Origin of the sequence: Streptomyces sp. NPDC058674, from assembly GCF_042716505.1 — a bacterium.
Lineage (GTDB): Bacteria > Actinomycetota > Actinomycetes > Streptomycetales > Streptomycetaceae > Streptomyces.
Genome location: NZ_JBHXSC010000008.1, coordinates 139,237 through 161,084 on the forward strand (window position 1 = coordinate 139,237; position 21,848 = coordinate 161,084).

Annotated in this window: 20 protein-coding genes; 15 read left to right on the forward strand and 5 right to left on the reverse strand. The window is 72.4% G+C overall.

Annotated elements, in window-relative coordinates; translation table 11 throughout:
* Positions 1-181: 181 nt before the first annotated feature.
* Both ACFWU6_RS07050 and pruA read left to right on the forward strand, forming a co-directional pair.
* Positions 182-1,108 (forward strand): proline dehydrogenase family protein, encoded by a 927-nt coding sequence (locus tag ACFWU6_RS07050; protein WP_383810361.1) that lies wholly within the window; start codon positions 182-184, stop codon positions 1,106-1,108.
* Between the two features lie 20 nt (positions 1,109-1,128).
* A complete protein-coding gene (pruA, locus tag ACFWU6_RS07055) occupies positions 1,129-2,760 on the forward strand; it encodes an L-glutamate gamma-semialdehyde dehydrogenase (protein WP_383810358.1) in 1,632 nt (543 codons plus the stop codon).
* Positions 2,761-2,836: 76 nt separating this feature from the next.
* Here pruA and ACFWU6_RS07060 read toward each other — a convergent pair whose 3' ends face one another.
* A complete protein-coding gene (locus tag ACFWU6_RS07060; RefSeq protein WP_383810355.1) occupies positions 2,837-3,538 on the reverse strand; it encodes a nitroreductase family protein in 702 nt (233 codons plus the stop codon).
* Between the two features lie 41 nt (positions 3,539-3,579).
* Here ACFWU6_RS07060 and ACFWU6_RS07065 point away from each other — a divergent pair, with 41 nt between their 5' ends.
* The gene (locus tag ACFWU6_RS07065) at positions 3,580-4,161 is read left to right on the forward strand and encodes a GNAT family N-acetyltransferase (protein WP_383979037.1); all 582 of its coding nucleotides are present in this window, start codon (positions 3,580-3,582) and stop codon (positions 4,159-4,161) included.
* A 151-nt stretch (positions 4,162-4,312) separates the two neighbouring features.
* Here the strand turns inward: ACFWU6_RS07065 and ACFWU6_RS07070 are convergent, their stop codons facing one another.
* Positions 4,313-5,326, reverse strand: a complete 1,014-nt coding sequence (locus ACFWU6_RS07070) for an NADP-dependent oxidoreductase (protein WP_383979040.1) — start codon at positions 5,324-5,326, stop codon at positions 4,313-4,315.
* A 100-nt stretch (positions 5,327-5,426) separates the two neighbouring features.
* Here ACFWU6_RS07070 and ACFWU6_RS07075 point away from each other — a divergent pair, with 100 nt between their 5' ends.
* The 4 genes from ACFWU6_RS07075 (at position 5,427) to ACFWU6_RS07090 (ending at position 9,199) form a co-directional block, all read left to right on the forward strand.
* Complete coding sequence (locus tag ACFWU6_RS07075) at positions 5,427-6,323, forward strand: LysR family transcriptional regulator (RefSeq protein WP_383979043.1); 897 nt, start codon at positions 5,427-5,429, stop codon at positions 6,321-6,323.
* Positions 6,324-6,544: 221 nt separating this feature from the next.
* On the forward strand, positions 6,545-6,715 hold the full coding sequence (locus ACFWU6_RS07080) for a hypothetical protein (protein ID WP_383810374.1): 171 nt from the start codon (positions 6,545-6,547) through the stop codon (positions 6,713-6,715).
* Between the two features lie 113 nt (positions 6,716-6,828).
* Positions 6,829-7,869, forward strand: a complete 1,041-nt coding sequence (locus ACFWU6_RS07085; protein WP_383979045.1) for a 3-isopropylmalate dehydrogenase — start codon at positions 6,829-6,831, stop codon at positions 7,867-7,869.
* Between the two features lie 229 nt (positions 7,870-8,098).
* A complete protein-coding gene (locus tag ACFWU6_RS07090) occupies positions 8,099-9,199 on the forward strand; it encodes a branched-chain amino acid aminotransferase (protein ID WP_383810341.1) in 1,101 nt (366 codons plus the stop codon).
* On the opposite strand, the gene ACFWU6_RS07095 is transcribed toward ACFWU6_RS07090, so the two are convergent.
* Positions 9,196-10,647, reverse strand: coding sequence for a cytosine permease (locus ACFWU6_RS07095; protein ID WP_383979048.1), 1,452 nt, complete (start codon positions 10,645-10,647; stop codon positions 9,196-9,198). The two genes, ACFWU6_RS07090 and ACFWU6_RS07095, sit on opposite strands and share 4 nt — an antisense overlap.
* 157 nt (positions 10,648-10,804) lie before the next feature.
* Between ACFWU6_RS07095 and ureA the strand changes: the two genes are divergently transcribed.
* The 6 genes from ureA (at position 10,805) to ACFWU6_RS07125 (ending at position 18,548) form a co-directional block, all read left to right on the forward strand.
* On the forward strand, positions 10,805-11,602 hold the full coding sequence (gene ureA / locus ACFWU6_RS07100; RefSeq protein ID WP_383979051.1) for an urease subunit gamma: 798 nt from the start codon (positions 10,805-10,807) through the stop codon (positions 11,600-11,602).
* A complete protein-coding gene (locus ACFWU6_RS07105; protein ID WP_383810331.1) occupies positions 11,599-13,332 on the forward strand; it encodes an urease subunit alpha in 1,734 nt (577 codons plus the stop codon). Before ureA ends, ACFWU6_RS07105 begins: the two co-directional genes overlap by 4 nt.
* Before the next feature lie 80 nt (positions 13,333-13,412).
* Entirely contained in the window at positions 13,413-14,471 is a 1,059-nt protein-coding gene (locus ACFWU6_RS07110; protein WP_383979054.1) for an agmatine/peptidylarginine deiminase, read from the forward strand.
* A gap of 29 nt (positions 14,472-14,500) precedes the next feature.
* Positions 14,501-15,127, forward strand: a complete 627-nt coding sequence (locus ACFWU6_RS07115) for a TetR/AcrR family transcriptional regulator (protein WP_383810325.1) — start codon at positions 14,501-14,503, stop codon at positions 15,125-15,127.
* Positions 15,128-15,479: 352 nt separating this feature from the next.
* The gene (gene cimA, locus ACFWU6_RS07120) at positions 15,480-17,099 is read left to right on the forward strand and encodes a citramalate synthase (protein WP_383810322.1); all 1,620 of its coding nucleotides are present in this window, start codon (positions 15,480-15,482) and stop codon (positions 17,097-17,099) included.
* Between the two features lie 105 nt (positions 17,100-17,204).
* Positions 17,205-18,548, forward strand: a complete 1,344-nt coding sequence (locus ACFWU6_RS07125; protein WP_383979057.1) for a hypothetical protein — start codon at positions 17,205-17,207, stop codon at positions 18,546-18,548.
* A gap of 38 nt (positions 18,549-18,586) precedes the next feature.
* Here ACFWU6_RS07125 and ACFWU6_RS07130 read toward each other — a convergent pair whose 3' ends face one another.
* The gene (locus tag ACFWU6_RS07130) at positions 18,587-19,210 is read right to left on the reverse strand and encodes a YceI family protein (protein WP_383979060.1); all 624 of its coding nucleotides are present in this window, start codon (positions 19,208-19,210) and stop codon (positions 18,587-18,589) included.
* Between the two features lie 268 nt (positions 19,211-19,478).
* On the opposite strand from ACFWU6_RS07130, the gene ACFWU6_RS07135 reads away from it, so the two are divergent.
* Complete coding sequence (locus ACFWU6_RS07135; protein ID WP_383810312.1) at positions 19,479-21,062, forward strand: acyl-CoA carboxylase subunit beta; 1,584 nt, start codon at positions 19,479-19,481, stop codon at positions 21,060-21,062.
* A gap of 17 nt (positions 21,063-21,079) precedes the next feature.
* Positions 21,080-21,277: an acyl-CoA carboxylase subunit epsilon gene (locus ACFWU6_RS07140; RefSeq protein WP_383810309.1), complete on the forward strand. Its 198-nt coding sequence runs from the start codon at positions 21,080-21,082 to the stop codon at positions 21,275-21,277.
* 226 nt (positions 21,278-21,503) lie between these two features.
* Here ACFWU6_RS07140 and ACFWU6_RS07145 read toward each other — a convergent pair.
* The coding region (locus ACFWU6_RS07145) for an ATP/GTP-binding protein (protein WP_383979063.1) at positions 21,504-21,848 on the reverse strand (345 nt) is incomplete at its 5' end.

The following is a 21,848-nucleotide window of genomic DNA, read 5'->3' on the forward strand; positions in this document are numbered from 1 at the left end:
CGGACATTCTCCCACCTCCGGACCGGGTCCTCAGACAGATGTATGAGATCCGGGACACGGATGCGTGACAGCTGTCGATGGCAGAGGATCGCAGGGATCCTTAGGTTTCACGGTGGTTTCACTTGCGTTCTTGTTCGCGCTTGATCGCGCTCTTCTCCTACCCCCCGTTGGAGGTGCCCCCGTGCTGGGTCCCGTGATCCTCGCCGCTTCGCGCAGCGAGGCAATGCGCCGCATCGTCTCCGCCGCTCCGGTGACCAAGCCCGTGGTGACCCGGTTCATCCCGGGCGAGACGGTCGACCAGGTCATCCCGATCGTCGAGGAGCTCACCCGCAACGGCCTGGAGGTCACCCTCGACGTCGTCGGCGAGGACATCACCGAGGTGGCGCAGTCGCACGCCGCCCGTGACGCCTACCTCCAGCTGATCGAGCGCCTGGCGGAGCTCGGCCTCGGCGAGGCCGTCGAGATGTCGGTGAAGCTGTCGATGTTCGGGCAGGCGCTGGAGGGCGGCCACGAGCTGGCCCTCGCCAACGTCCGCCCGGTCGTCGAGGCGGCCGCCGCCATCGGCACCACCGTGACGCTGGACGCCGAGGACCACACCACGCTCGACTCGATGTTCGCCATCCACGAGGAGCTGCGGCGTGACTTCCCGCAGACCGGCTGCGTGATCCAGGCGTACCTCTTCCGCACCGAGGCCGACGCCCGCCGCCTGGCCGCCGCCGGCAGCCGCGTGCGCATCGTCAAGGGCGCCTACAAGGAGCCCGCCGAGGTCGCGTACCTGGACAAGGCCGAGATCGACAAGGCCTACGTCCGGATCATGAAGATCCTGATGGAGGGCGAGGGCTACCCGATGATCGGGTCCCACGACCCGCGCCTGATCGCCATCGCCCAGGAGCTGGCCCGGCAGGCAGGGCGCAAGCTGGACGAGTACGAGTTCCAGATGCTGTACGGCATCCGCGGCGAGGAGCACCTGCGGTTGGCAGCCGAGGGGCACCGGATGCGCGTCTACACCGCGTACGGCACCGACTGGTACGGCTACTTCATGCGCCGCCTCGCGGAGAAGCCGGCCAACCTGCTCTTCTTCCTCCGCTCGATGATCACCAAGAACTAGGTCAAGGAGTTACCAGCCCCATGGATGCTGTGACCCAGGTCCCCGCGCCGGTCAACGAGCCGGTCCACTCGTACGCCCCCGGCACCCCGGAGCGCGCACGGCTCGAAGAGCAGCTCAAGCAGCTGTCCGAGAACCCGATCGACCTCCCGATGACCATCGGCGGCGTCAAGCGGATGGGCGGCGGCGAGCGCTTCGACGTGGTGCAGCCGCACGACCACAAGTCGGTGCTCGGCACCTTCGGCACCGCCACCGAGGCCGACGCGCAGGAGGCCGTGGACGCCGCCCTCGCCGCCGCCCCGGCCTGGCGCGCGACGTCCTTCGACGACCGCGCCGCGATCATCCTGCGCGCGGCCGAGCTGCTCTCCGGCCCGTGGCGCGAGAAGCTCGCCGCCTCGACCATGCTGGGCCAGTCGAAGACGGCGCAGCAGGCCGAGATCGACACGCCGTGCGAGCTCGTCGACTTCTGGCGCTTCAACGTCCACTTCGCCCGCCGGATCCTGGCCGAGCAGCCCGTCGCGAACTCCGCCGGCGTGTGGAACCGCAGCGACCACCGCCCGCTCGAAGGCTTCGTGTACGCGATCACGCCGTTCAACTTCACGGCCATCGCGGGCAACCTGCCGACCGCCCCCGCACTCATGGGCAACGTGGTCGTGTGGAAGCCGTCCCCGACGCAGACGCACTCCGCCGTCCTCCTGATGGAGCTGCTGGAGGAGGCCGGCCTCCCCAAGGGCGTCATCAACCTGGTGACGGGCGACGGCATCGCCGTCAGCGAGGTGGCGCTGAACCACCCCGAGCTGGCCGGCATCCACTTCACCGGCTCGACCAAGACCTTCCAGTACCTGTGGAAGACGGTCGGCAACAACATCGAGAAGTACAAGTCCTACCCGCGCCTGGTCGGCGAGACCGGCGGCAAGGACTTCGTCGTCGCGCACCCGTCCGCGGACCGCGCCACCCTCAAGACCGCACTGACCCGCGGCTCCTTCGAGTTCCAGGGCCAGAAGTGCTCGGCCTCCTCGCGCGCCTACGTCCCGGCCTCGATCTGGAACGACGGCTTCAAGGAGGCCTTCGCGGCCGAGGTCGACGGCATCGCCATGGGTGACGTCCGCGACCTGACCAACTTCATCGGCGCCGTCATCGACGAGCGCTCCTTCGCGAAGAACAAGGCCGCGATCGACCGGGCCGTCGCCGACCCGACGTGCGAGATCGTCGCGGGCGGCACGTACGACGACTCGGAGGGCTACTTCGTCCGCCCGACCGTCATCGCGTGCACCGACCCCGAGAACGAGGTCTTCACGACCGAGTACTTCGGCCCGATCCTCGCCGTGCACGTCTACGAGGACGCCGACTTCGACGCGATGCTCGCCCAGATGGAGTCCGTCTCGGCGTACGCCCTGACCGGCTCGATCATCGCCGGGGACCGGTACGCGGCGGCGGACGCGATGGAGAAGCTCCGCTTCGCGGCGGGCAACTTCTACATCAACGACAAGTCGACCGGCGCCGTCGTCGGCCAGCAGCCCTTCGGCGGCGGCCGCGCCTCGGGCACCAACGACAAGGCGGGCGCGGCGACGAACCTGCAGCGCTGGACCTCGACGCGCTCCATCAAGGAGACGCTGGTCGCGCCGACCGACTACGCGTACCCGCACATGGGCTGATCCGGCCCCCGCACGACCCCGCCCCCGCTCCGGTACCCCCAAGTCCGGAGCGGGGGCGGTCCCGTGTCCGCTCCGGTCACACCTCCACGATGACCTGGTCGAGGGACTTGCGGACCAGGTCCGGGACCTCGCAGTCGTCCGCCGGGTAGCCCACCGGCACGACCGCGAAGGCCTTCTCGTTCTCCGGGCGCTCCAGGACGCGGCCGAGGAAGCGCATCGGGCTGGGCGTGTGCACGAGGGCCGCGAGCCCGGACAGGTGGAGGGCGGACAGCAGCATGCCCACCGCGATGCCCACCGACTCGTCGACGTAGTAGTGCTTGCGCTTCGTGCCGTCCGGGCCGAGCCAGTAGCGCTGCTGGAAGACCACGACGAGGGCCGGGGCGTCGGTGAGGTGGGTCTTCACCGCGTCCGTGCCGATGGGGCGCAGCGCCGCGAGCCACTCGTCGCCCAGGCGGCCGTCGTAGGAGAGGGCCTCCTCCTGCTCGGCGGCGGCGCGGATCTGCTGCCGTACCGCCGGGTCCTTGACCAGGACGAAGGTCCACGGCTGCTGGTGCGCCCCGGAGGGGGCGGTGGCGGCGCAGGCGATGGCGTCCCGGACCACCTGCTCGGGGACGGGGTCGGACGAGAAGTGGCGCACGGTGCGCCGCTCGTCCATCCGGGCCCGCAACTCGGCGGCGCGCGCGAGGGACTCGGCGGCGGGCATCCGCGCCGGCCGGTAGGGCGCGGGGCGGTAGGGCCGGCCGTGCGTGGGGCTCCACTGCTGGGTTTCGGGCGACATGCAGCGAGTGTGCGGAGCCGGGTGCGCGCAGGGCCAGGACCATGTCGGTCGATCGGTGGCCGGGGGACACTGGTTCCATGACCGATACGCGGACACGCCTCGCGCACACCTCGCAGCTGGGCCCCGGCACGCTCGAGGAGGTCCGGGCGCTGCTCGACGCGGCCTTCGAGGGGGACTTCTCCGACGAGGACTTCGAGCACGGGCTGGGCGGGATGCACGCCCTGGTCCACGAGGGCGGCGAGCTGGTGGGGCACGGCAGTGTCGTGCAGCGCAGGGTCGTGCACCGGGGCGCCGCCCTGCGCACGGGGTACGTCGAGGCCGTGGCCGTACGGGCCGACCGGCGGCGCCGCGGCGTCGGGGCCGCCGTCATGGCCGCTCTGGAGACGGTCGTCGCGCGGGCCTACGTGCTCGGGGCCCTGTCGGCGTCCGAGGACGGGGCCGCGCTGTACGCGGGCCGCGGGTGGACGGTGTGGGCCGGGCGGATCGGGGCGCTCGGGCCCGCCGGACCGGAGCGGCTGCCGGGCGAGGAGGGGTCCACCTACGTGTGGGTGCCGCCCGGCGGGGCCCTGCTGGACCCCGCCGGGCGGCTCGACTTCGACTGGCGGGACGGGGACGTGCTCTAGGGTCCTGTCGTCACAGTAGCGCCGGTCAGGCCCGCGGTGTCCGGCGCCGGCCGTTGTTCCAGGCGGCACCGTGCCCGCAAGGGGGGCCGCGGCCGCGCCAAAGGTCCACGGTCGTGCGGCAAGCAGTCGGTGAACATCCGGATGTCGCACTTCAGCCGTCGAGCCGGACCAGCATCTTGCCCAGGTTGTCTCCCCGGAGCATGCCCCGGAAGGCCTCCACGGTGTGGTCGAATCCCTGGACGACGGTGGTGTCGGTGCCGATCCGGCCGCTGCGCAGGTGGGGGACGAGGAAGTCCTCCAACTCGTCCTGCAGATCGGTGTGATGGCGAACCAATACCCCTTCCAGGCGCAGCGACTTGTGCACGATCTCGAAGAGGTTGCGCGGCGCGGCGGGGGAGCGGTCGCCGTTGTAGAGGGAGACGGCTCCGACCCAGGCGATCCGCCCGTGCTCGCGCAGCACGTCGATCGCGCCCTCCAGATGGCCGCCGCCCACGTTGTCCACGTAGACGTCGATGCCGTCCGGGGCGGCCTGCGCCAGCTGCTCGCCGACCGGGCCGTCGTGGTAGTCGAAGGCCGCGTCGAAGCCGAGGGCACCGGTGAGGTGGCGGACCTTGGCCGCCGAGCCCGCGCTGCCGATGATCCGGCGGGCGCCGAGCAGCCGGGCGATGCGGCCGGTGGCCGTGCCGACCCCGCCCGCGGCGGCCGAGACGAAGAGGTCCTCGCCCTCGCGCAGGCGCGCGGTCCGGGTCAGGGCCGCGTACGCGGTGAGGCCGGTGCCGCCGAGGATGGAGAGGTGGGCCTCCAACGGGACGCCCTCGTGGCCGCGGAGCGTGCGGGTGCCGTCCACCCCGAGCGTGACGAGGGCGTGCGTGCGCCAGCCGGAGCGGTGGAAGACGAGGTCGCCCTCGGCCAGCCCCGGGTCGCGGGAGGCGGTCACCCGGCCCACCGCCCGGCCCTCCAGGGGGGTGTTCAGCTCGAAGCCGCCTTCGCCTCCGTCCATCAGGCCCCGGTGGTACGGGTCGACGGAGAGCAGCAGGTTCTCCACCAGGGCGGTGCCGGGAGCCGGTTCGGGAACCGGGAAGGAGACGCGGGTGAAGTCGGCGGCGGCGGGGAAGCCGTCGGGCCGGGCGCTCTGGTGGACGGCGTGGGCGGTGTGCGTGGTCATGGCGCAGACGCTAGGAGGGAATCCCGCGGCCCGGCAGGGGGTTGCGTTCATGGACGGCGCACGTCCATGAACGGCGCTCATAGGACGAGGGGGGAGCCCCGTGGCCAATCTCCATCCGCAGGAACTGCGCATCCTGGTCGCCGTCGCCGAGACCGGGGGCTTCTCCGCCGCGGCCGCTTCGCTCGGCCTCACCCAGTCGGCGGTCTCCCACGCGGTGCGCGGCAGCGAGGCCAAGACCGGCACCGTCCTCTTCGAGCGGGGCCGCGCCGGAGCCCGGCCCACCCCCGCCGGGGAGCGGGCCGTCGGCCACGCCCGGCGCATCCTGCGGATGTACGAGGTGATGGCCGAGGAGGTGCGCGCCGCGGCCCGGTCCGGGCGGGACGGGGACGGGGTCGGAGTCGGAGTCGGGGGAGTGCTGCGGATCGCCGCCTTCCGCAGCGCCGCCCTGCACCTGCTGCCGCCCGCCCTGGAGCGGCTCACCGCCCGGCACCCGGGCCTGCGCCCCGAGGTCCGAGTGGTGCGCGAGCTGGGCGCCGGAGCCGCCGGGGAGGTCGCGGCCGGCCGCGCCGACCTGGGCATCGCCACCCTCGACGGCGCGCGGGACCTGCCGCCCGGACTGCTGGCAGGGGTGCTCGTCGAGGAGGCGTACGCCCTGGTGCACCCGGTGGGCCACGCCGACCCCAGGGCGCTGCCCCTGCTGGACTGGGACGAGAACTGCGGCTCCCGGACGCGCGACTGGTGGCGGGAGCAGGACTGGATCCCGCGGGCCACCGTCAAGGCCGAGGACGACGGGATGGTGCTGACGATGGTGGGCCGGGGGCTGGGCATGGCGATCCTGCCCGAGCTGTCCCTGCGGGAGGCCCCCGCGACCGTGGAGATCACCGGTCTGGGTGCGCGGCGTCCGACGAGACGGGTGGGATACGTCACCACGCCGGAATCCGCCGCGACCCGCGCCGTCAGGGCCCTGATCAGGGAACTCCGCTCCGAGAGGGCCTGACGCGGAGCCCGTGGAGGGGCTGCGCCGCGGGCTTCGCCGTCTCAGATAGTAGGAAGTCCGAGTAAGTGCCGAGACATACAGCGCGGGCTGGCCTAGCTTTGTAGGAGCCGAACGTCTCGCCGATCAGGCGAATGGCGGTCGTGAGCGCGCGCCCCCGGCAGGCAATCCCTGCGGCGCACGGCTCCCCGCCTCTTCCGGCGCCTTGAAGGAACCCCTCATCCGTGGCCCTGCCACGCCGTGATCTCAAGGAGTCGATCACCATGACCCCCACCACCGCAGCCGTCCGCCGCACCCGCCACTCCTCCGCCGCCGACGCCGACCGCAAGAACGCGGCCGCGGCCCTCCAGCGGGCCCTCGACCGCCGGGACAACGGCGGTTCGACCGGCCACTGACCCCGGCTGACCAGGGCTTCATCCGCAGGCGACCCCAGGCGTGTTGCGTTCACGATGGTCCACATGGTGGACGCAATATGTCTGAGGGCTGGGACACGGAGTACGGTTCCGTCATGTCGACCAGCATCAATCTCGCAGTGATCCCCGGTGATGGCATCGGCCAGGAAGTCGTGGCTCAGGGACTCAAGGTCCTTACCGCGGTCCTGCCCCAGGATGTGAAGCTGGAGACCAAGGAGTACGACCTCGGCGCCCGGCGCTGGCACCGCACCGGTGAGACCCTCCCGGACGCGGAGCTCGACGCCCTCAGGCACCACGACGCGATCCTGCTCGGAGCCATCGGCGACCCGTCGGTCCCGTCCGGCGTGCTGGAGCGCGGCCTGCTGCTGAAGCTCCGCTTCGCCTTCGACCACTTCATCAACCTGCGCCCCTCGAAGCTCTTCCCGAACACGGCCACCCCGCTGGCCGGCCGTCCGGAGATCGACTTCGTCGTGGTCCGCGAGGGCACCGAGGGTCCGTACACCGGCAACGGCGGCAGCCTGCGCACCGGCACCCCGGCCGAGGTGGCCACCGAGGTCAGCGTGAACACCGCGTACGGCGTCGAGCGCGTGGTCCGCGACGCGTACGAGCGGGCGAACGCCCGCCCCCGCAAGAAGCTGACCCTGGTCCACAAGAACAACGTCCTCGTGTACGCCGGCCACCTGTGGAAGAACATCTTCGACGCGGTCGGCACGGAGTATCCCGAGGTCACCACCGACTACCTGCACGTCGACGCCGCGACGATCTTCTTCGTCACCCAGCCCGAGCGCTTCGACGTCATCGTCACGGACAACCTCTTCGGTGACATCCTCACCGACCTGGCCGCCGCCGTGACCGGCGGAATCGGCCTGGCCGCCTCCGGGAACATCAACCCGACCGGCGCCTTCCCGTCCATGTTCGAGCCCGTCCACGGCTCGGCCCCGGACATCGCGGGCACCGGCAAGGCCGACCCGACCGCGACGATCCTCTCCGTCGCCCTCCTGCTGCGCCACCTGGGCTACGAGGCCCAGGCCGCCCGCATCGAGGACGCGGTCTCCGCCGACCTGGCGGAGCGCGACGGCACCTTCCGCCCCACCGACGCCATCGGCGACGCCCTCGCGGCTCGCGTAGCCGGCTGACCCGGCAGCTCCAGCTCAGGAAGCCGCCGGGTCGCGATCATCGCCCCGGTGGCTTTTCCTGTGCGGCCCCGGGTGCCACCATCTCCCCTGGGCCGCAATCTCCCCGTTTCACCGGAGCCTCCTTGCGCGCGATAATCGAACGCGAGGCCGCGGAATGCGGGGATGCCCGGACGTCCTAGTACGCCGTGAGCGCGGTCCGCCCTACAAAACCGGTGAAGGACAAGCACTCATGACGACGCCCACGATCGAGCTCAAGCCCTCCTCGACCCCGCTGTCCGACGCGGAGCGCGAGGCGATCCTGGCCAGCCCCGGCTTCGGCCGCCACTTCACCGACCACATGGTGACGGTCAAGTGGACGGAGGGCCGCGGCTGGCACGACGCCGAGCTGGTCCCGTACGCCCCGCTGTCGATCGACCCGGCGAACATGACGCTGCACTACGCGCAGACGATCTTCGAGGGACTGAAGGCCTACCGCCAGCCCGACGGCACCGTCGCCACCTTCCGCCCCGAGGCCAACGCCGCACGCTTCCAGACGTCCGCGCGCCGCATGGCCATGCCGGAACTGCCGGCCGACCTGTTCATCGCCGCCTGCGACGCGCTGATCAAGCAGGACCGCGCCTGGGTGCCGGATTCCGGCGAGGCCTCCCTGTACCTGCGGCCGTTCATGTTCGCCTCCGAGGTCGGCCTCGGGGTCCGCCCGGCCAACGAGTTCCTCTTCATCGTCATCGCCTCGCCGGCCGGCGCGTACTTCCCCGGCGGCGTGAAGCCCGTCTCCGTCTGGCTTTCCGAGGAGTACGTGCGCGCGGTCAAGGGCGGCACCGGCGCGGCCAAGACCGGCGGCAACTACGCGGCCTCGCTCGTCGCGCAGGCCCAGGCGGCGTCGCACGGCTGCGACCAGGTGGTGTGGCTCGACGCCGTCGAGCACCGCTGGATCGAGGAGATGGGGGGGATGAACCTGTACTTCGTGTACCGCGAGGCGGACGGGACGCAGCGCATCGTCACCCCCGAGCTCACCGGCTCGCTCCTGCCGGGCATCACCCGCGACTCCCTCCTCACCATCGCCCGCGACCTCGGCTACACCGCCGAGGAGGGCCGGATCACCACCGAGGACTGGAAGCGCGACAACGAGAACGGCACCCTGACCGAGGTGTTCGCCTGCGGCACCGCGGCCGTCATCACCCCGGTCGGCTCGGTCAAGTCCGAGCGCGCCAACTGGACGCAGGGTGACGGCGAGCCCGGCCCCGTCACCATGCGCCTGCGCAAGGCGCTGCTGGAGCTGCAGACCGGCCACGCGGCGGACGCCCACGGCTGGATGCACCCGCTCGGCTAGTCCGCAGCCCTCCCCACGGCCCGGAGGCCCCCGCGCGGCGCGCGGGGGCCTCCGGTCGTGCGGCGCGGCGCGGCGCGCCGGACCGTCAGCGCGGTGTAGACCGCGCCGCCGACCAGCCCCGACAGGATGAAACTGCAGTCCACCCCGTGGGTGAGGGCCAGGAGCGGGCCCTCGTACACCGGGGAGGACACGGCGGCCAGTCCCACGGCCGCGCCGGCCGCCCAGGAGGCGGCGGCCCGGAGGTTCCAGCCGCCGCTGTACCAGTAGACGCCGCCGCGGGCCCGACGGTTGAACACCTGGAGGGCGTCGGGATCGTAGACCCCGCGGCAGCGCGCGTAGCCGATGAGGGTGATCACGGCCCACGGGGTGCCGAGCGCGGTCAGCAGCAGGACGAACGAGGTCATCGCGGACTGGACGTCCCACTCGAAGGAGCCCACGAACACGAAGGCGGTGGCGACGGCCGCGGCGGCCAGCGTGGCGGTGGTCCGGGTGGCCCTGGGCACGATCGCGTCGAGGTCGAGGCCCATGGAGTACAGCATCAGGCCCGCGTTGCCCACGGACCCGGCCGCGGCGGCGACGAGCAGCGGCACCAGGTACCACAGCGGTGCGGCGCCGACCAGCGGCCCGGCGTACTCGGCGCCGGCCCGGGCGGCGAGCGCGGTGTAGGTGCCGAACAACTGGGGCACGAGCAGGCCCGCGAGCAGGCCGAGGCCGGTGGCCCACAGCACCGTGCGGGAGCTGTGGCGGCGCGGGGAGACGTAGCGGGTGTAGTCGCCCAGCAGGGTGATGAAGGCGACCGGGCCGCTGAGCCCGGCAGCGACGGCGGCGAGCAGCCAGGTCGGCCAGAAGGAGCCGAGCAGGTACGGGGTCTGCGGCGGCGCGGCGGCGGTGAAGTCCGGGGCGTAGGCGAAGACGCCGGCGGCCAGCAGGACCAGCATCCCGATGGAGAGGACCTTGCTCATGCGCAGCAGCAGGCGGTAGCCGAAGACGGCCGCGACGACGGTGAACGCGGCCAGCGCCGCGTACATCACGGACCGCGAGACTCCGGTGTCGGGGAGCCCGGTGAGCCGGGACAGGGCGCCGACCGTGACGTCGCCGCCGATCCACAAGGTCAGTGCCGTGTAGCCGAGGGAGAGCAGCAGGCCGACCACCGAGCCGACCAGGCGGCCGCGGACGCCGAACTGGGCGCCGCTGGAGGTGGAGAGGTTGGTGCCGGTGCGCAGGGAGACGAGGGCGAGCGGCGCGGTGAAGGCGATGCCGACCAGGGTGCCCGTCACGATGGCGGTGACCGAGGGCCACAGCCCCAGCCCGAAGGACGGGGGCAGCCAGCCGAAGACGATCACGCCGAGGCAGAGGTTGGAGCCGAGCAGGATCGAGACCAGGTCGCGGGGACCGCTCGTCCGCTCCTCCTCGGGGATGGTGTCGACGCCGCGCTGTTCGATGGGCATGGGGAGACTCCCTTGGCAGGGCGGGGGGTGATGGCGCAGTGATTTGAACGGCACTCAATGTGACCCAGGCTGGTGTTCCAGGTCAATGACTACCGCCCAGGAAATGAGGAGTTAGAGTGATGCTCTAACTCATCGACTCAAGAGGTGGTGGATCGGCGTGCGGCTGACCCCTACGGAGCGCGACCGGCTGCTGCTGCGCAGCGCGGCGGAACTGGCCAGGGCCCGGCGGGCCCGCGGCCTGAGGCTCAACGTCCCGGAGGCCACCGCGCTGATCGCGGACACGGTCTGCGAGGCCGCCCGCGACGGCAAACGGCTGGCGGAGGCCATCGCCGAGGCCCGCAGCGTGCTGGGCCCCGGCGACGTCCTGCCCGGCGTCGCGGACGTGGTCACCGAGGTCCACGTCGAGGCCGTCTTCGACGACGGGTCCCGCCTCGCGGTGGTCTCCTCGCCCATCCAGGGCGCCGCATCGCTCGGCGACGACGCCCCGGGCGCCGTCGTCCCCGGTCCCGGCACCCCCCAGCCGGAGCCGGTGGTGCACCTGCACGTGCGCAACACCGCCGCCGTGCCGGTCAGCGTCACCTCCCACTTCCACTTCTTCGAAGCCAACCCGCGCCTCGACTTCGACCGCGCCGCGGCCTACGGGATGCGGCTGTGCGTCCCGGCGGGCTCGTCCGTGCGGTTCGACCCGCACGGCGAGGGCGAGGTCGGCCTCGTCCCGATCGGCGGCGACCGCATCGCGATCGGCTTCGCGGGGCTGGTCGACGGGCCGCTCGACGCCCCCGGGGCCAAGGAGCTCGCCCTGGAGCGGGCGGCGGCCTGCGGATACCTGGGCGCGGCCGCGCCCCAGGGCCCCGGCACCGGCCCGAGCACCGGCCCGAGCGCGGGCGCGAGCACCGGCCCGAGCACCGGCACCGGCACCGGCACCACCGAGCACGCGGACGGAGACCAGGCGTGAGCAAGAAGACCCCGCACAGCGACCACTGCGCGCCGGGCAGCCGGCACATCGACCCCCGCGAGTACGCCTCCGTCTTCGGCCCCCGTGCCGGGGACCGGGTCCGCCTCGGCGACTCCGGGCTCACCGTCCGCGTGGAGTCCGACTCCCAGAAGCCCGGCGACGAGTTCCTGGCCGGCTTCGGCAAGACCGCCCGCGACGGCCTGCACCTCAAGGCCGCGGCCGTCCGCGAGACCTGCGACGTCGTGATCAGCAACGTCCTCGTCATCGACGCCGTGCTCGGCATCCGCAAGGTGTCCGTCGGCATCCGCGAGGGCCGCATCCACGCAATCGGCCGCGCCGGCAACCCCGACACCCTCGACGGCGTCGACGTGGTCGTCGGCACGGGCACCTCGATCGTCTCCGGCGAAGGCCTGATCGCCACCGCCGGCGCCGTCGACACCCACGTCCACCTGCTGTCCCCCCGGATCATGGAGGCCTCGCTCGCGGCGGGCGTCACCACGATCATCGGCCAGGAGTTCGGCCCCGTCTGGGGCGTCGGCGTCAACTCCCCCTGGGCGCTGAAGCACGCGTTCAACGCCTTCGACGCCTGGCCCGTCAACATCGGCTTCCTCGCCCGCGGCTCCTCCTCGGACGCCGCCCCGCTGGTGGAGGCCCTGGCCGAGGGCGGCGCGAGCGGGTTCAAGGTCCACGAGGACATGGGCGCGCACACCCGCGCCCTGGACACCGCCCTGCGGGTGGCCGAGGAGTACGACGTCCAGGTCGCCCTGCACAGCGACGGCCTGAACGAGTGCCTCTCCGTCGAGGACACCCTGCGGGTCCTCGACGGCCGCACCATCCACGCCTTCCACATCGAGGGCTGCGGCGGCGGACACGTCCCCAACGTCCTCAAGATGGCCGGCGTGCCGAACGTCATCGGCTCCTCCACCAACCCGACCCTGCCCTTCGGCCGGGACGCCGTCGCCGAGCACTACGGCATGATCGTCTCCGTCCACGACCTCAAGCCCGACCTCCCGGGCGACGCCGCGATGGCCCGCGACCGGATCCGCGCGGGCACCATGGGGGCCGAGGACGTCCTGCACGACCTGGGCGCGATCGGCATCACCAGCTCCGACGCCCAGGGCATGGGCCGCGCGGGCGAGACCATCCGCCGCACCTTCGCCATGGCCGCCAAGATGAAGGGCGAGCTCGGCCCGCTGGCCGGCGACGGGGAGGGCGACGACAACGCGCGCGTCCTGCGCTACATGGCCAAGCTGACCATCAACCCCGCCATCGCCCACGGCCTGGCCCACGAGATCGGCTCCATCGAGGTCGGCAAGCTCGCCGACATCGTGCTGTGGCGCCCGCAGTTCTTCGGCGCCAAGCCCCAGCTCGTCCTCAAGTCCGGCTTCCCGGCGTACGGGGTCACCGGCGACCCCAACGCCGCCACCGACACCTGTGAGCCCCTCGTGCTCGGCCCGCAGTTCGGCTCGTACGGAGCCACCGCGGCCGACATCTCGGTCGCCTTCGTCTCCGCCGCGGCCGCAGCCCTCGGCAGCGACGAGATGCCCACCCGCAGGCGCCGGGTCGCCGTCCGCGGCACCCGCGGCATCGGACCGGCCGACCTCCTCCTCAACTCCCGGACGGGGGCGGTCGACGTGGACGCGCGCAGCGGACTCGTCTCCCTCGACGGGGAACCGCTGCGCTCCGAAGCCGCCGAGTCGGTCTCGCTCAACCGCCTGTACTTCCTGTAGGCCGGCCCGGCCCGTACGTCCGTACTCCCGCCGCCCGCCCGCCCGCATGCCCGCCCGCCCAGCCCGTGAGGACTCCCGTCATGACCGCTGCACAGCCCACGCCCGCCGGCAAGCCCGCCGACGACGGCTTCCGGATGCCCGCCGAGTGGACCCCCCACGAGCGGACCTGGATGGCGTGGCCCGGCCCCAACCCGACCTTCACCACCGAGCAGGAGCTCGCCGAGGCCCGCGCCGCCTGGGGCGCCGTGGCCCGCGCGGTGCGCGCGTACGAGCCGGTGACCCTGGTCGTCTCGCCCGGTGACGCCGAGAACGCCCGCGCACACGTCGGCGACGACGTGCAGATCGTCGAGCAGGAGCTCGACGACGCCTGGATGCGCGACATCGGCCCGACCTTCGTCACCGACGGCGCGGGCCGACTGGCCGCCGTCGACTGGACCTTCAACGGCTGGGGCGCCCAGGCGTGGGCCCGCTGGGACCACGACTCGAAGGTCGCCCGGTACGTATCGGACGTGGCCGGCACCCGTACGTACAGCACCGCGCTGGTCAACGAGGGCGGCGCGATCCACGTCGACGGCGAGGGCACCGTACTGCTCACCGACACCGTGCAGCTGGGGGAGGGCCGCAACCCCGGCTGGACCCGCCGGCAGGTCGAGGCCGAGATCCACGCCCACCTCGGCACCACGAAGGCGATCTGGCTCCCGTACGGCCTGGCCGGCGACTACGGCACCTACGGCACGCAGGGCCACGTGGACATCGTCGCCGCCTTCGCCCGCCCCGGCGTCGTCATGGTGCACACCCAGCCCGACCCGGCCCACCCCGACCACGAGCGCTGCAAGGCCATCGCCGCCCTCCTGCGGGCCTCCACCGACGCGCGGGGCCGACGGCTCGAGGTCGTGGAGATCCCGGCGCCGACCGTACTGGAGGAGGACGGCGAGTGGGTGGACTACTCCTACATCAACCACTACCTGTGCAACGGCGGCGTGGTGCTGTGCTCCTTCGACGACCCGCGCGACGAGGAGGCGGCCGAGATCTTCCGCGGACTGTTCCCCGAGCGGACCGTCACGCTCGTCGACGCACGTACGATTTTCGCCGGGGGTGGCGGCATCCACTGCATCACCCAGCAGCAGCCGAAGGTCTGACCGGCGGCACACGGACGAGGAGTGGGGCCATGACGGCGGGTGGAGTACCGGTACGGGCGGCGCGCAGGAACGCGCCCCCGCGCGAGGACGTACTCGTCGCCGCCATGGCCACGATCGCCGAGCGCGGACTGGAAGGCCTCACCATGGCCGGTCTGGGCCGCGAGGTCGGCATGAGCAGCGGACACCTCCTCTACTACTTCCGCAGCAAGGACGAGCTCCTGCTCCAGACCCTGGAGTGGAGCGAGGCCGAGCTCGGCACCCAGCGCCGGGCCCTGCTGTCGCGCCGCGGGCCGGTGGGCGAACGCCTGCGCGCCTACGTCGACCTGTACGTGCCCACCCGGGCCCGCGACCCGCACTGGACGCTGTGGCTGGAGGTCTGGAACCGCTCGCAGAACGCGGGTCCGCAGGAACGCGACCGGCAGGCGGCCATCGAGGGCGCCTGGCACCGCGACCTGGTGGCGCTGCTCGCCGAGGGGATCTCGCACGGGGAGTTCCGCGCGGTGGACGCCGAGCGGGTCGCGGCCCGCATCCGGGCGCTGCTCGACGGCTTCAGCATCCAGCTCGCGGTGGGACTCCCGACGCTGGACCGGGAGGCCATCCTGGCCCACGTCCGGGAGTTCCTCGAGGAGACGCTGAACCCGGACCCGCAGGCCTGACCCGGTGCGCCGGGCCCCCGGGCGGCAGCGCGGCCGGCGCACCGCCCAGATGCTGAGATCCGTGTCCGCGCGCCGCGGCCGGTGTGGCACACTGCGGGCGTGCCTGCTCAGCTCATGATTATCGCCAGCAGCGCGCCGGTCCCCAGTGGCCGCTGAACCGCGGAAGAACCTCGCGGAAGCGGCCGCCGTGCCCCAGACCCGCGCGCAGACCTCTCGCTACCCGCGAGGGGTCTTTTCGTTTCCCGGCCCCACCCCGCCGGGACCGGACCGCGCGCGATGATGGGGGCAGTGACGGCGGCCCGCCCCCTCGGCGGGCATCCGGAACCACTCATCCGACAGGAGTCAGATCAGCATGACGACGACACCAGAGGCGGCGGCAGCGGTCCTCGACGACAGTTTCCACGTCTTCGACACCACCCTGCGCGACGGCGCCCAGCGCGAGGGCATCAACCTCACGGTCGCCGACAAGCTGACGATCGCCCGGCACCTGGACGACTTCGGCGTGGGCTTCATCGAGGGCGGCTGGCCCGGCGCCAACCCCCGCGACACCGAGTTCTTCGCCCGGGCCCGCGCCGAGATCGACTTCAAGAACGCCCGGCTCGTCGCCTTCGGCGCCACCCGCCGCGCCGGCGGCTCGGCGGCCCAGGACCCGCAGGTGCGGGCCCTGCTCGAATCCGGCGCCCCGGTGATCACGCTGGTCGCCAAGTCCCACGACCGCCACGTCGAGCTGGCCCTGCGCACCACCCTCGAGGAGAACCTGGAGATGGTCGCCGACACCGTCTCCCACCTGGTAGCCCAGGGCCGCCGTGTCTTCGTCGACTGCGAGCACTTCTTCGACGGGTACCGGGCCAACCCCGCATACGCGAAGTCCGTCGTCCGCACCGCCCACGAGGCCGGCGCCGATGTGGTCATCCTCTGCGACACCAACGGAGGCATGCTCCCCGCCCAGGTCACGGCGACCGTCGCCACCGTCCTCGCCGACACCGGCGCGCGCCTGGGCATCCACGCCCAGGACGACACCGGCTGCGCCGTCGCCAACACCCTGGCCGCCGTCGACGCGGGCGCCACCCACGTCCAGTGCACCGCCAACGGCTACGGCGAGCGCGTCGGCAACGCCAACCTCTTCCCGGTCGTCGCCGCCCTGGAGATCAAGTACGGCCGCACGGTGCTCCCCGCGGGCGCGCTCGCCGAGATGACCCGCATCTCGCACGCCATCGCGGAGGTCGTGAACCTCACCCCCTCCACCCACCAGCCGTACGTCGGCGTCTCCGCCTTCGCCCACAAGGCCGGCCTGCACGCCTCGGCCATCAAGGTGGACCCCGACCTCTACCAGCACATCGACCCCGAGCGGGTCGGCAACACCATGCGGATGCTGGTCTCCGACATGGCCGGCCGCGCCTCCATCGAGCTCAAGGGCAAGGAGCTCGGCGTCGACCTCGGCGGGGACCGGGCGCTGATCTCGCGGGTCGTCGAGCGGGTCAAGGAGCGGGAGTTGCGGGGCTACACGTACGAGGCCGCCGACGCCTCCTTCGAGCTGCTGCTCCGCGCCGAGGTCGAGGGCCGTGCCCGCCGGTACTTCCGCACCGAGTCCTGGCGCGCGATCGTCGAGGACCGCCCGGACGGCACCCACGCCAACGAGGCCACGGTCAAGCTGTGGGCCAAGGGCGAGCGGATCGTCGCCACGGCGGAGGGGAACGGCCCGGTCAACGCGCTGGACCGGGCCCTGCGGGTGGCGCTGGAGCGGTTCTACCCCCAGCTGGCCAAGTTCGAGCTGGTGGACTACAAGGTCCGCATCCTGGAGGGCAAGCACGGCACGGAATCCACGACCCGCGTGCTCGTCGCCACGACGGACGGGGTCCGCGAGTGGTCCACGGTCGGCGTCGCCGAGAACGTGATCGCCGCGTCCTGGCAGGCCCTGGAGGACGCCTTCACCTTCGGCCTCCTCCACGCGGGCGTGGAGCCGGCCGAGTAGGTCCGGCCCCCGGGGGGCCCGGTCCGCGGGCGACCCGGCCCCGGACCGGGAGGCCCTTATGTCCAGCTCACACGGAAAACAGCCGGTTCCGGTAGCGTCGTAGCCATGAGGACCAGGCTGATGTCCGTTTTCTCCGGCCTGCTGCTGGCCCTGTCGGCGACCGTCCTGGTGGCCGCTCCTCAGGCGTCGGCCGACACCGGGACCGCCGCCGTGGCCGAGGCCCTGAAGAAGGGTCCGGTCTACGTCGATCCGCGGGCCGAGGCGCAACTGTCCGAGGCCCAGGCCGACGCGCTCGCCGAAAAGATCAAGGACGCGGGGAAGCCGCTGTTCGTCGCCGTACTGCCCGCCGCGGCCGAGTTTCCGCAGGACAAGGTCCTCGGCGCCGTCCGCGCCGAGACGGGCATCACCGGTCTGTACGCGATCCGCCTCGGCGACGGCTTCCGGGCCGCGGCCGACCGCACGGTCATGCCGGGGTACGTCGCCCAGAACCTCTCCGAGGCCGTCAAGGCCGGCGGCCCCGTCGACGCGGCCACCCAGCTCGACAACTTCGTGGACCAGGCCCTCGGCCAGACCAAGGGCTCCGCCCCCGCATCGTGGGGCACCACCGGAGCCGATGGCGGAGCCCCGGTCGGCGGCCTGATCGCGCTCGGCGCGGTGGCCGTAGTCGGAGGCGGCGGGGCGTACGCCCTGGTCCGCCGCAACCGCAAGCGCAGGGAAGAGGTCCGGCGCGACGCCGTCGCCCGCCTGGGCGTCGTGGTGGACGAGGACATCACCGCCTTCGGCGAGGAGTTGGAGCGCCTCGACTTCCACCCCGGCGAGCCCGGCGCGGACGACGCCATGCGCACGGACTACGCCCAGGGACTCGACTCGTACGAGAAGGCCAAGCAGATCATGGCCGGGGTCCAGCGGCCCGAGGAGGTCACAGAGGTCACCCGGACCCTGGAGGACGGCCGGTACGCCCTGACCCGCCTCGACGCGCGCCGCCAGGGCCGGCCGGTGCCCGAACGCCGCTCGCCCTGCTTCTTCGACCCGCGCCACGGGCCGAGCACCGAGGACGCGACCTGGTCCCCCTCCGGCGGCGCGCCCCGTACGGTGCCGGTCTGCACGGCGGACGCGGTGCGGCTGCGCGACGGCCGGGACCCGGCGGTCCGCACGGTCGACACGGAGCACGGGCCGCGCCCGTACTACGACGCCGGCCCGGCGTACGGGCCATGGGCCGGCGGGTACTTCGGCGGCGGGATGCTCCCCGGCCTGCTGATGGGCACGATGCTCGGCTCGATGATGGCCACTCCCGCCTACGCCTCGGACTTCGGCGGGGACGCGGGCGGCGGCTTCGAGGGCGGGGACGTCTCCGGGGCCGATTTCAACCCGTCCGACTTCGGGGGCGGGGACTTCGGGGGCGGCGGATTCGGCGGGGGCGGCGGGTTCGACGGCGGGGGCGGCTGGTAGCCGCCCCCGGGGGCCGTGCCGGGCGGTGCCCGGCCGGGTCAGGCCTGCTTGACGGCGGAGATGTCGAAGGTCAGCTTCACCTTGTCGCTGACCATCACGCCGCCGGCCTCCAGTGCCGCGTTCCACGTCAGGCCCCAGTCGGAGCGCAGGATCTCGGCGGAGCCCTCGAAGCCCACGCGCTCGTTGCCGTAGACGTCCGTGGCGGAGCCGGAGAACTCCAGGTCGATGGAGAGCGGACGCGTGACGTCCTTGATCGTCAGATCGCCGGAGATGCGGTACGCGTCGCCGCCGAGCCGGCTGGCCCCGGTGGAGCGGAAGGTCATCAGCGGGAAGGCCTCGGCGTCGAAGAAGTCCGGGCCGCGCAGGTGGCCGTCCCGGTCGGCGATGCCCGTGTCGACGGAGGCGATCCGCACGTCGATGACGGCCGTGGAGCGGGACGGGTCGCTCCCGTCCAGGTGCAGGGCGCCCTCGTGGTCGCCGAAGCTGCCGCGGACGTTGGTGACCATGGCGTGCCGGACGGTGAAGCCGATGCTGCTGTGGGCGGCGTCGATCACGTAGTCGCCGGTGAGTGCGGCGAGGGCCGGGTCCACTGCGAGCGCGGCGACGGCGCCGGTGGCGGTGGCGGTGGTGGTGTCCTGGCTGCGGCGGGTGAAGAGACCCATGGCCTGCTCCTCGGTGGTCTGCGGCGCTGAATAAGCGGTTGAAGATTCAACAACTTCAACGGGAAGAACGCTAGACGCATTCAGTTCAAATTTCAACTTCTCTGCCCCGTGCCGCGTGGTTTTGTGGAGCCTCCACAAAGGACGAAGGTCCCGTATGGCGTAGTCCGTACATCCCTCGGGGCTTCTGTGCGGGCCGGACAGCGGAAGACACCGGAGACTGTGCGGAATCAACGGAGGTTTTTCACCCCTCGCTTCGTAAGGTCGGTACATGACCGTTGTGGACCAGACCCCGAGCGAGCCCACGGACGCCCGCGGGCGCGTGGCCGAGCTGCACTCGCTGCGCGAGCAGGCGCGGCGCGGCCCCAGTGACCGGGCGACCGAGACCCAGCACGCGAAGGGCAAGCTGACGGCGCGTGAGCGCATCGCGCTGCTCCTGGACGAGGGCTCCTTCAAGGAGGTCGAGCAACTCCGCCGCCACCGTGCGACCGGCTTCGGCCTGGAGAACAAGAAGCCCTACACCGACGGCGTCATCACCGGCTGGGGCACCGTCGAGGGCCGCACCGTCTTCGTCTACGCGCACGACTTCCGCATCTTCGGCGGCGCCCTGGGCGAGGCCCACGCCACGAAGATCCACAAGATCATGGACATGGCCATCGCGGCCGGCGCCCCGCTGGTCTCCCTCAACGACGGCGCGGGCGCCCGAATCCAGGAGGGCGTCTCCGCGCTCGCCGGCTACGGCGGCATCTTCCAGCGCAACACCCGCGCCTCCGGCGTCATCCCGCAGATCTCCGTCATGCTCGGCCCCTGCGCCGGCGGCGCCGCCTACTCCCCGGCGCTCACGGACTTCGTGTTCATGGTCCGCGACACCTCGCAGATGTTCATCACCGGCCCCGACGTGGTCCGCGCGGTCACCGGCGAGGAGATCACCCAGAACGGCCTGGGCGGCGCCGACGTCCACGCCGAGACCTCGGGCGTCGCGCACTTCGCGTACGACGACGAGGAGACCTGCATCTCCGAGGTCCGCTACCTCATCTCGATGCTCCCCTCCAACAACCGTGAGAACCCGCCCGTCCACGAGACGTCCGACCCCGCCGACCGGCGCTCGGAGGTCCTCCTGGACCTGGTCCCCGCGGACGGCAACCGCCCGTACGACATGCTCAAGGTCATCGAGGAGCTCGTCGACGAGGGCGACGTCCTGGAGATCCACGAGCGCTGGGCCCGCAACATCATCTGCGCCCTGGGCCGCCTCGACGGCCAGGTCGTGGGCATCGTCGCCAACCAGCCCGGCCACCTCGCGGGCGTCCTGGACATCCACGCGAGCGAGAAGGCCGCCCGCTTCGTCCAGCTCTGCGACGCCTTCAACATCCCCATCATCACCTTCCTGGACGTCCCCGGCTTCCTGCCGGGCGTCGACCAGGAGCACGGCGGCATCATCCGCCACGGCGCCAAGCTGCTGTACGCGTACTGCAACGCCACCGTCCCGCGGATCTCGCTGATCCTGCGCAAGGCCTACGGCGGCGCGTACATCGTCATGGACTCCCAGTCCATCGGCGCCGACATCACCTACGCCTGGCCCACCAACGAGATCGCCGTCATGGGCGCCGAGGGCGCGGCCAACGTCATCTTCCGCAAGCAGATCGCGGACGCCGAGGACCCCGAGGCCATGCGCACCCGCATGGTCAAGGAGTACAAGGCCGAGCTGATGCACCCCTACTACGCGGCCGAGCGCGGCCTCGTCGACGACGTCATCGACCCCGCCGAGACCCGCGGAACGCTCATCAGCGCCCTCGCGATGCTCCGCAACAAGCACGCCGACCTGCCGTCGCGCAAGCACGGCAACCCGCCGCAGTAAAAGGAGACACGCCACCGATGAGCACCGACACACTGCTCCGCGTCGAGAAGGGGCACGCCGCCCCCGAGGAACTGGCCGCGATCACCGCGATCCTCCTCGCCCGCGCCGCCGCCGCGCCCGAGGGCGCCGAGGTCCCCGCGGGCCGCTCCCAGGCCGGCTGGCGCCGCCTGGAGCGCACCCCGGGCTTCCGCGCCCCGCACAGCTGGCAGGGCTGAGCCCCCAGAGCCGCACGAGGCCCCGCACCCCCAGGGTGCGGGGCCTCCGCGCGTCCCGGCGCGGCGCGCGCGGCCGTACGGGGTCCTCCGGCGGGCCCTGCGGGCCCTGCGGGCCCTGCGGGCCCTGCGGGCCGCGTACGGGCTCTGCGGCCCGCAGGAGACCGTACGACGAAGGCCCCCGCCCGTCCCGGAGGACGGCGGGGGCCTTCGCGGCTGACGACAGGGCCTAGCGCAGGCGTGCCATGAGGGCGTGCTCGACGAGCGTGATGAGCGCGCTCTTGGCGTCCGCGCGGTGGCGGGCGTCGGTGGTGATGATGGGGGCGTCCGGGCCGATCTGCAGGGCCTCGCGGACTTCCTCCGGGGTGTACGGCTGGTGTCCGTCGAAGCCGTTGAGGGCGATGACGAAGGGGAGGCCGCTGTTCTCGAAGTAGTCGACGGCGGGGAAGCAGTCGGCGAGGCGGCGGGTGTCGACGAGTACGACGGCGCCGATGGCGCCGCGGACGAGGTCGTCCCACATGAACCAGAAGCGGTCCTGGCCGGGTGTACCGAAGAGGTACAGGATCAGGTCCTG

What these genes read in the sequence shown, in the direction of transcription:
- pruA (WP_383810358.1), top strand. Translation starts at nt 1,129, where the DNA reads ATGGATGCTGTGACCCAGGTCCCCGCGCCGGTCAACGAGCCGGTCCAC.
- ACFWU6_RS07060 (WP_383810355.1), bottom strand. Translation starts at nt 3,538, where the DNA reads ATGTCGCCCGAAACCCAGCAGTGGAGCCCCACGCACGGCCGGCCCTAC.
- ACFWU6_RS07065 (WP_383979037.1), top strand. Translation starts at nt 3,580, where the DNA reads ATGTCGGTCGATCGGTGGCCGGGGGACACTGGTTCCATGACCGATACG.
- ACFWU6_RS07070 (WP_383979040.1), bottom strand. Translation starts at nt 5,326, where the DNA reads ATGACCACGCACACCGCCCACGCCGTCCACCAGAGCGCCCGGCCCGAC.
- ACFWU6_RS07085 (WP_383979045.1), top strand. Translation starts at nt 6,829, where the DNA reads ATGTCGACCAGCATCAATCTCGCAGTGATCCCCGGTGATGGCATCGGC.
- ACFWU6_RS07090 (WP_383810341.1), top strand. Translation starts at nt 8,099, where the DNA reads ATGACGACGCCCACGATCGAGCTCAAGCCCTCCTCGACCCCGCTGTCC.
- ACFWU6_RS07095 (WP_383979048.1), bottom strand. Translation starts at nt 10,647, where the DNA reads ATGCCCATCGAACAGCGCGGCGTCGACACCATCCCCGAGGAGGAGCGG.
- ACFWU6_RS07110 (WP_383979054.1), top strand. Translation starts at nt 13,413, where the DNA reads ATGACCGCTGCACAGCCCACGCCCGCCGGCAAGCCCGCCGACGACGGC.
- ACFWU6_RS07115 (WP_383810325.1), top strand. Translation starts at nt 14,501, where the DNA reads ATGACGGCGGGTGGAGTACCGGTACGGGCGGCGCGCAGGAACGCGCCC.
- cimA (WP_383810322.1), top strand. Translation starts at nt 15,480, where the DNA reads ATGACGACGACACCAGAGGCGGCGGCAGCGGTCCTCGACGACAGTTTC.
- ACFWU6_RS07125 (WP_383979057.1), top strand. Translation starts at nt 17,205, where the DNA reads ATGAGGACCAGGCTGATGTCCGTTTTCTCCGGCCTGCTGCTGGCCCTG.
- ACFWU6_RS07130 (WP_383979060.1), bottom strand. Translation starts at nt 19,210, where the DNA reads ATGGGTCTCTTCACCCGCCGCAGCCAGGACACCACCACCGCCACCGCC.
- ACFWU6_RS07135 (WP_383810312.1), top strand. Translation starts at nt 19,479, where the DNA reads ATGACCGTTGTGGACCAGACCCCGAGCGAGCCCACGGACGCCCGCGGG.
- ACFWU6_RS07140 (WP_383810309.1), top strand. Translation starts at nt 21,080, where the DNA reads ATGAGCACCGACACACTGCTCCGCGTCGAGAAGGGGCACGCCGCCCCC.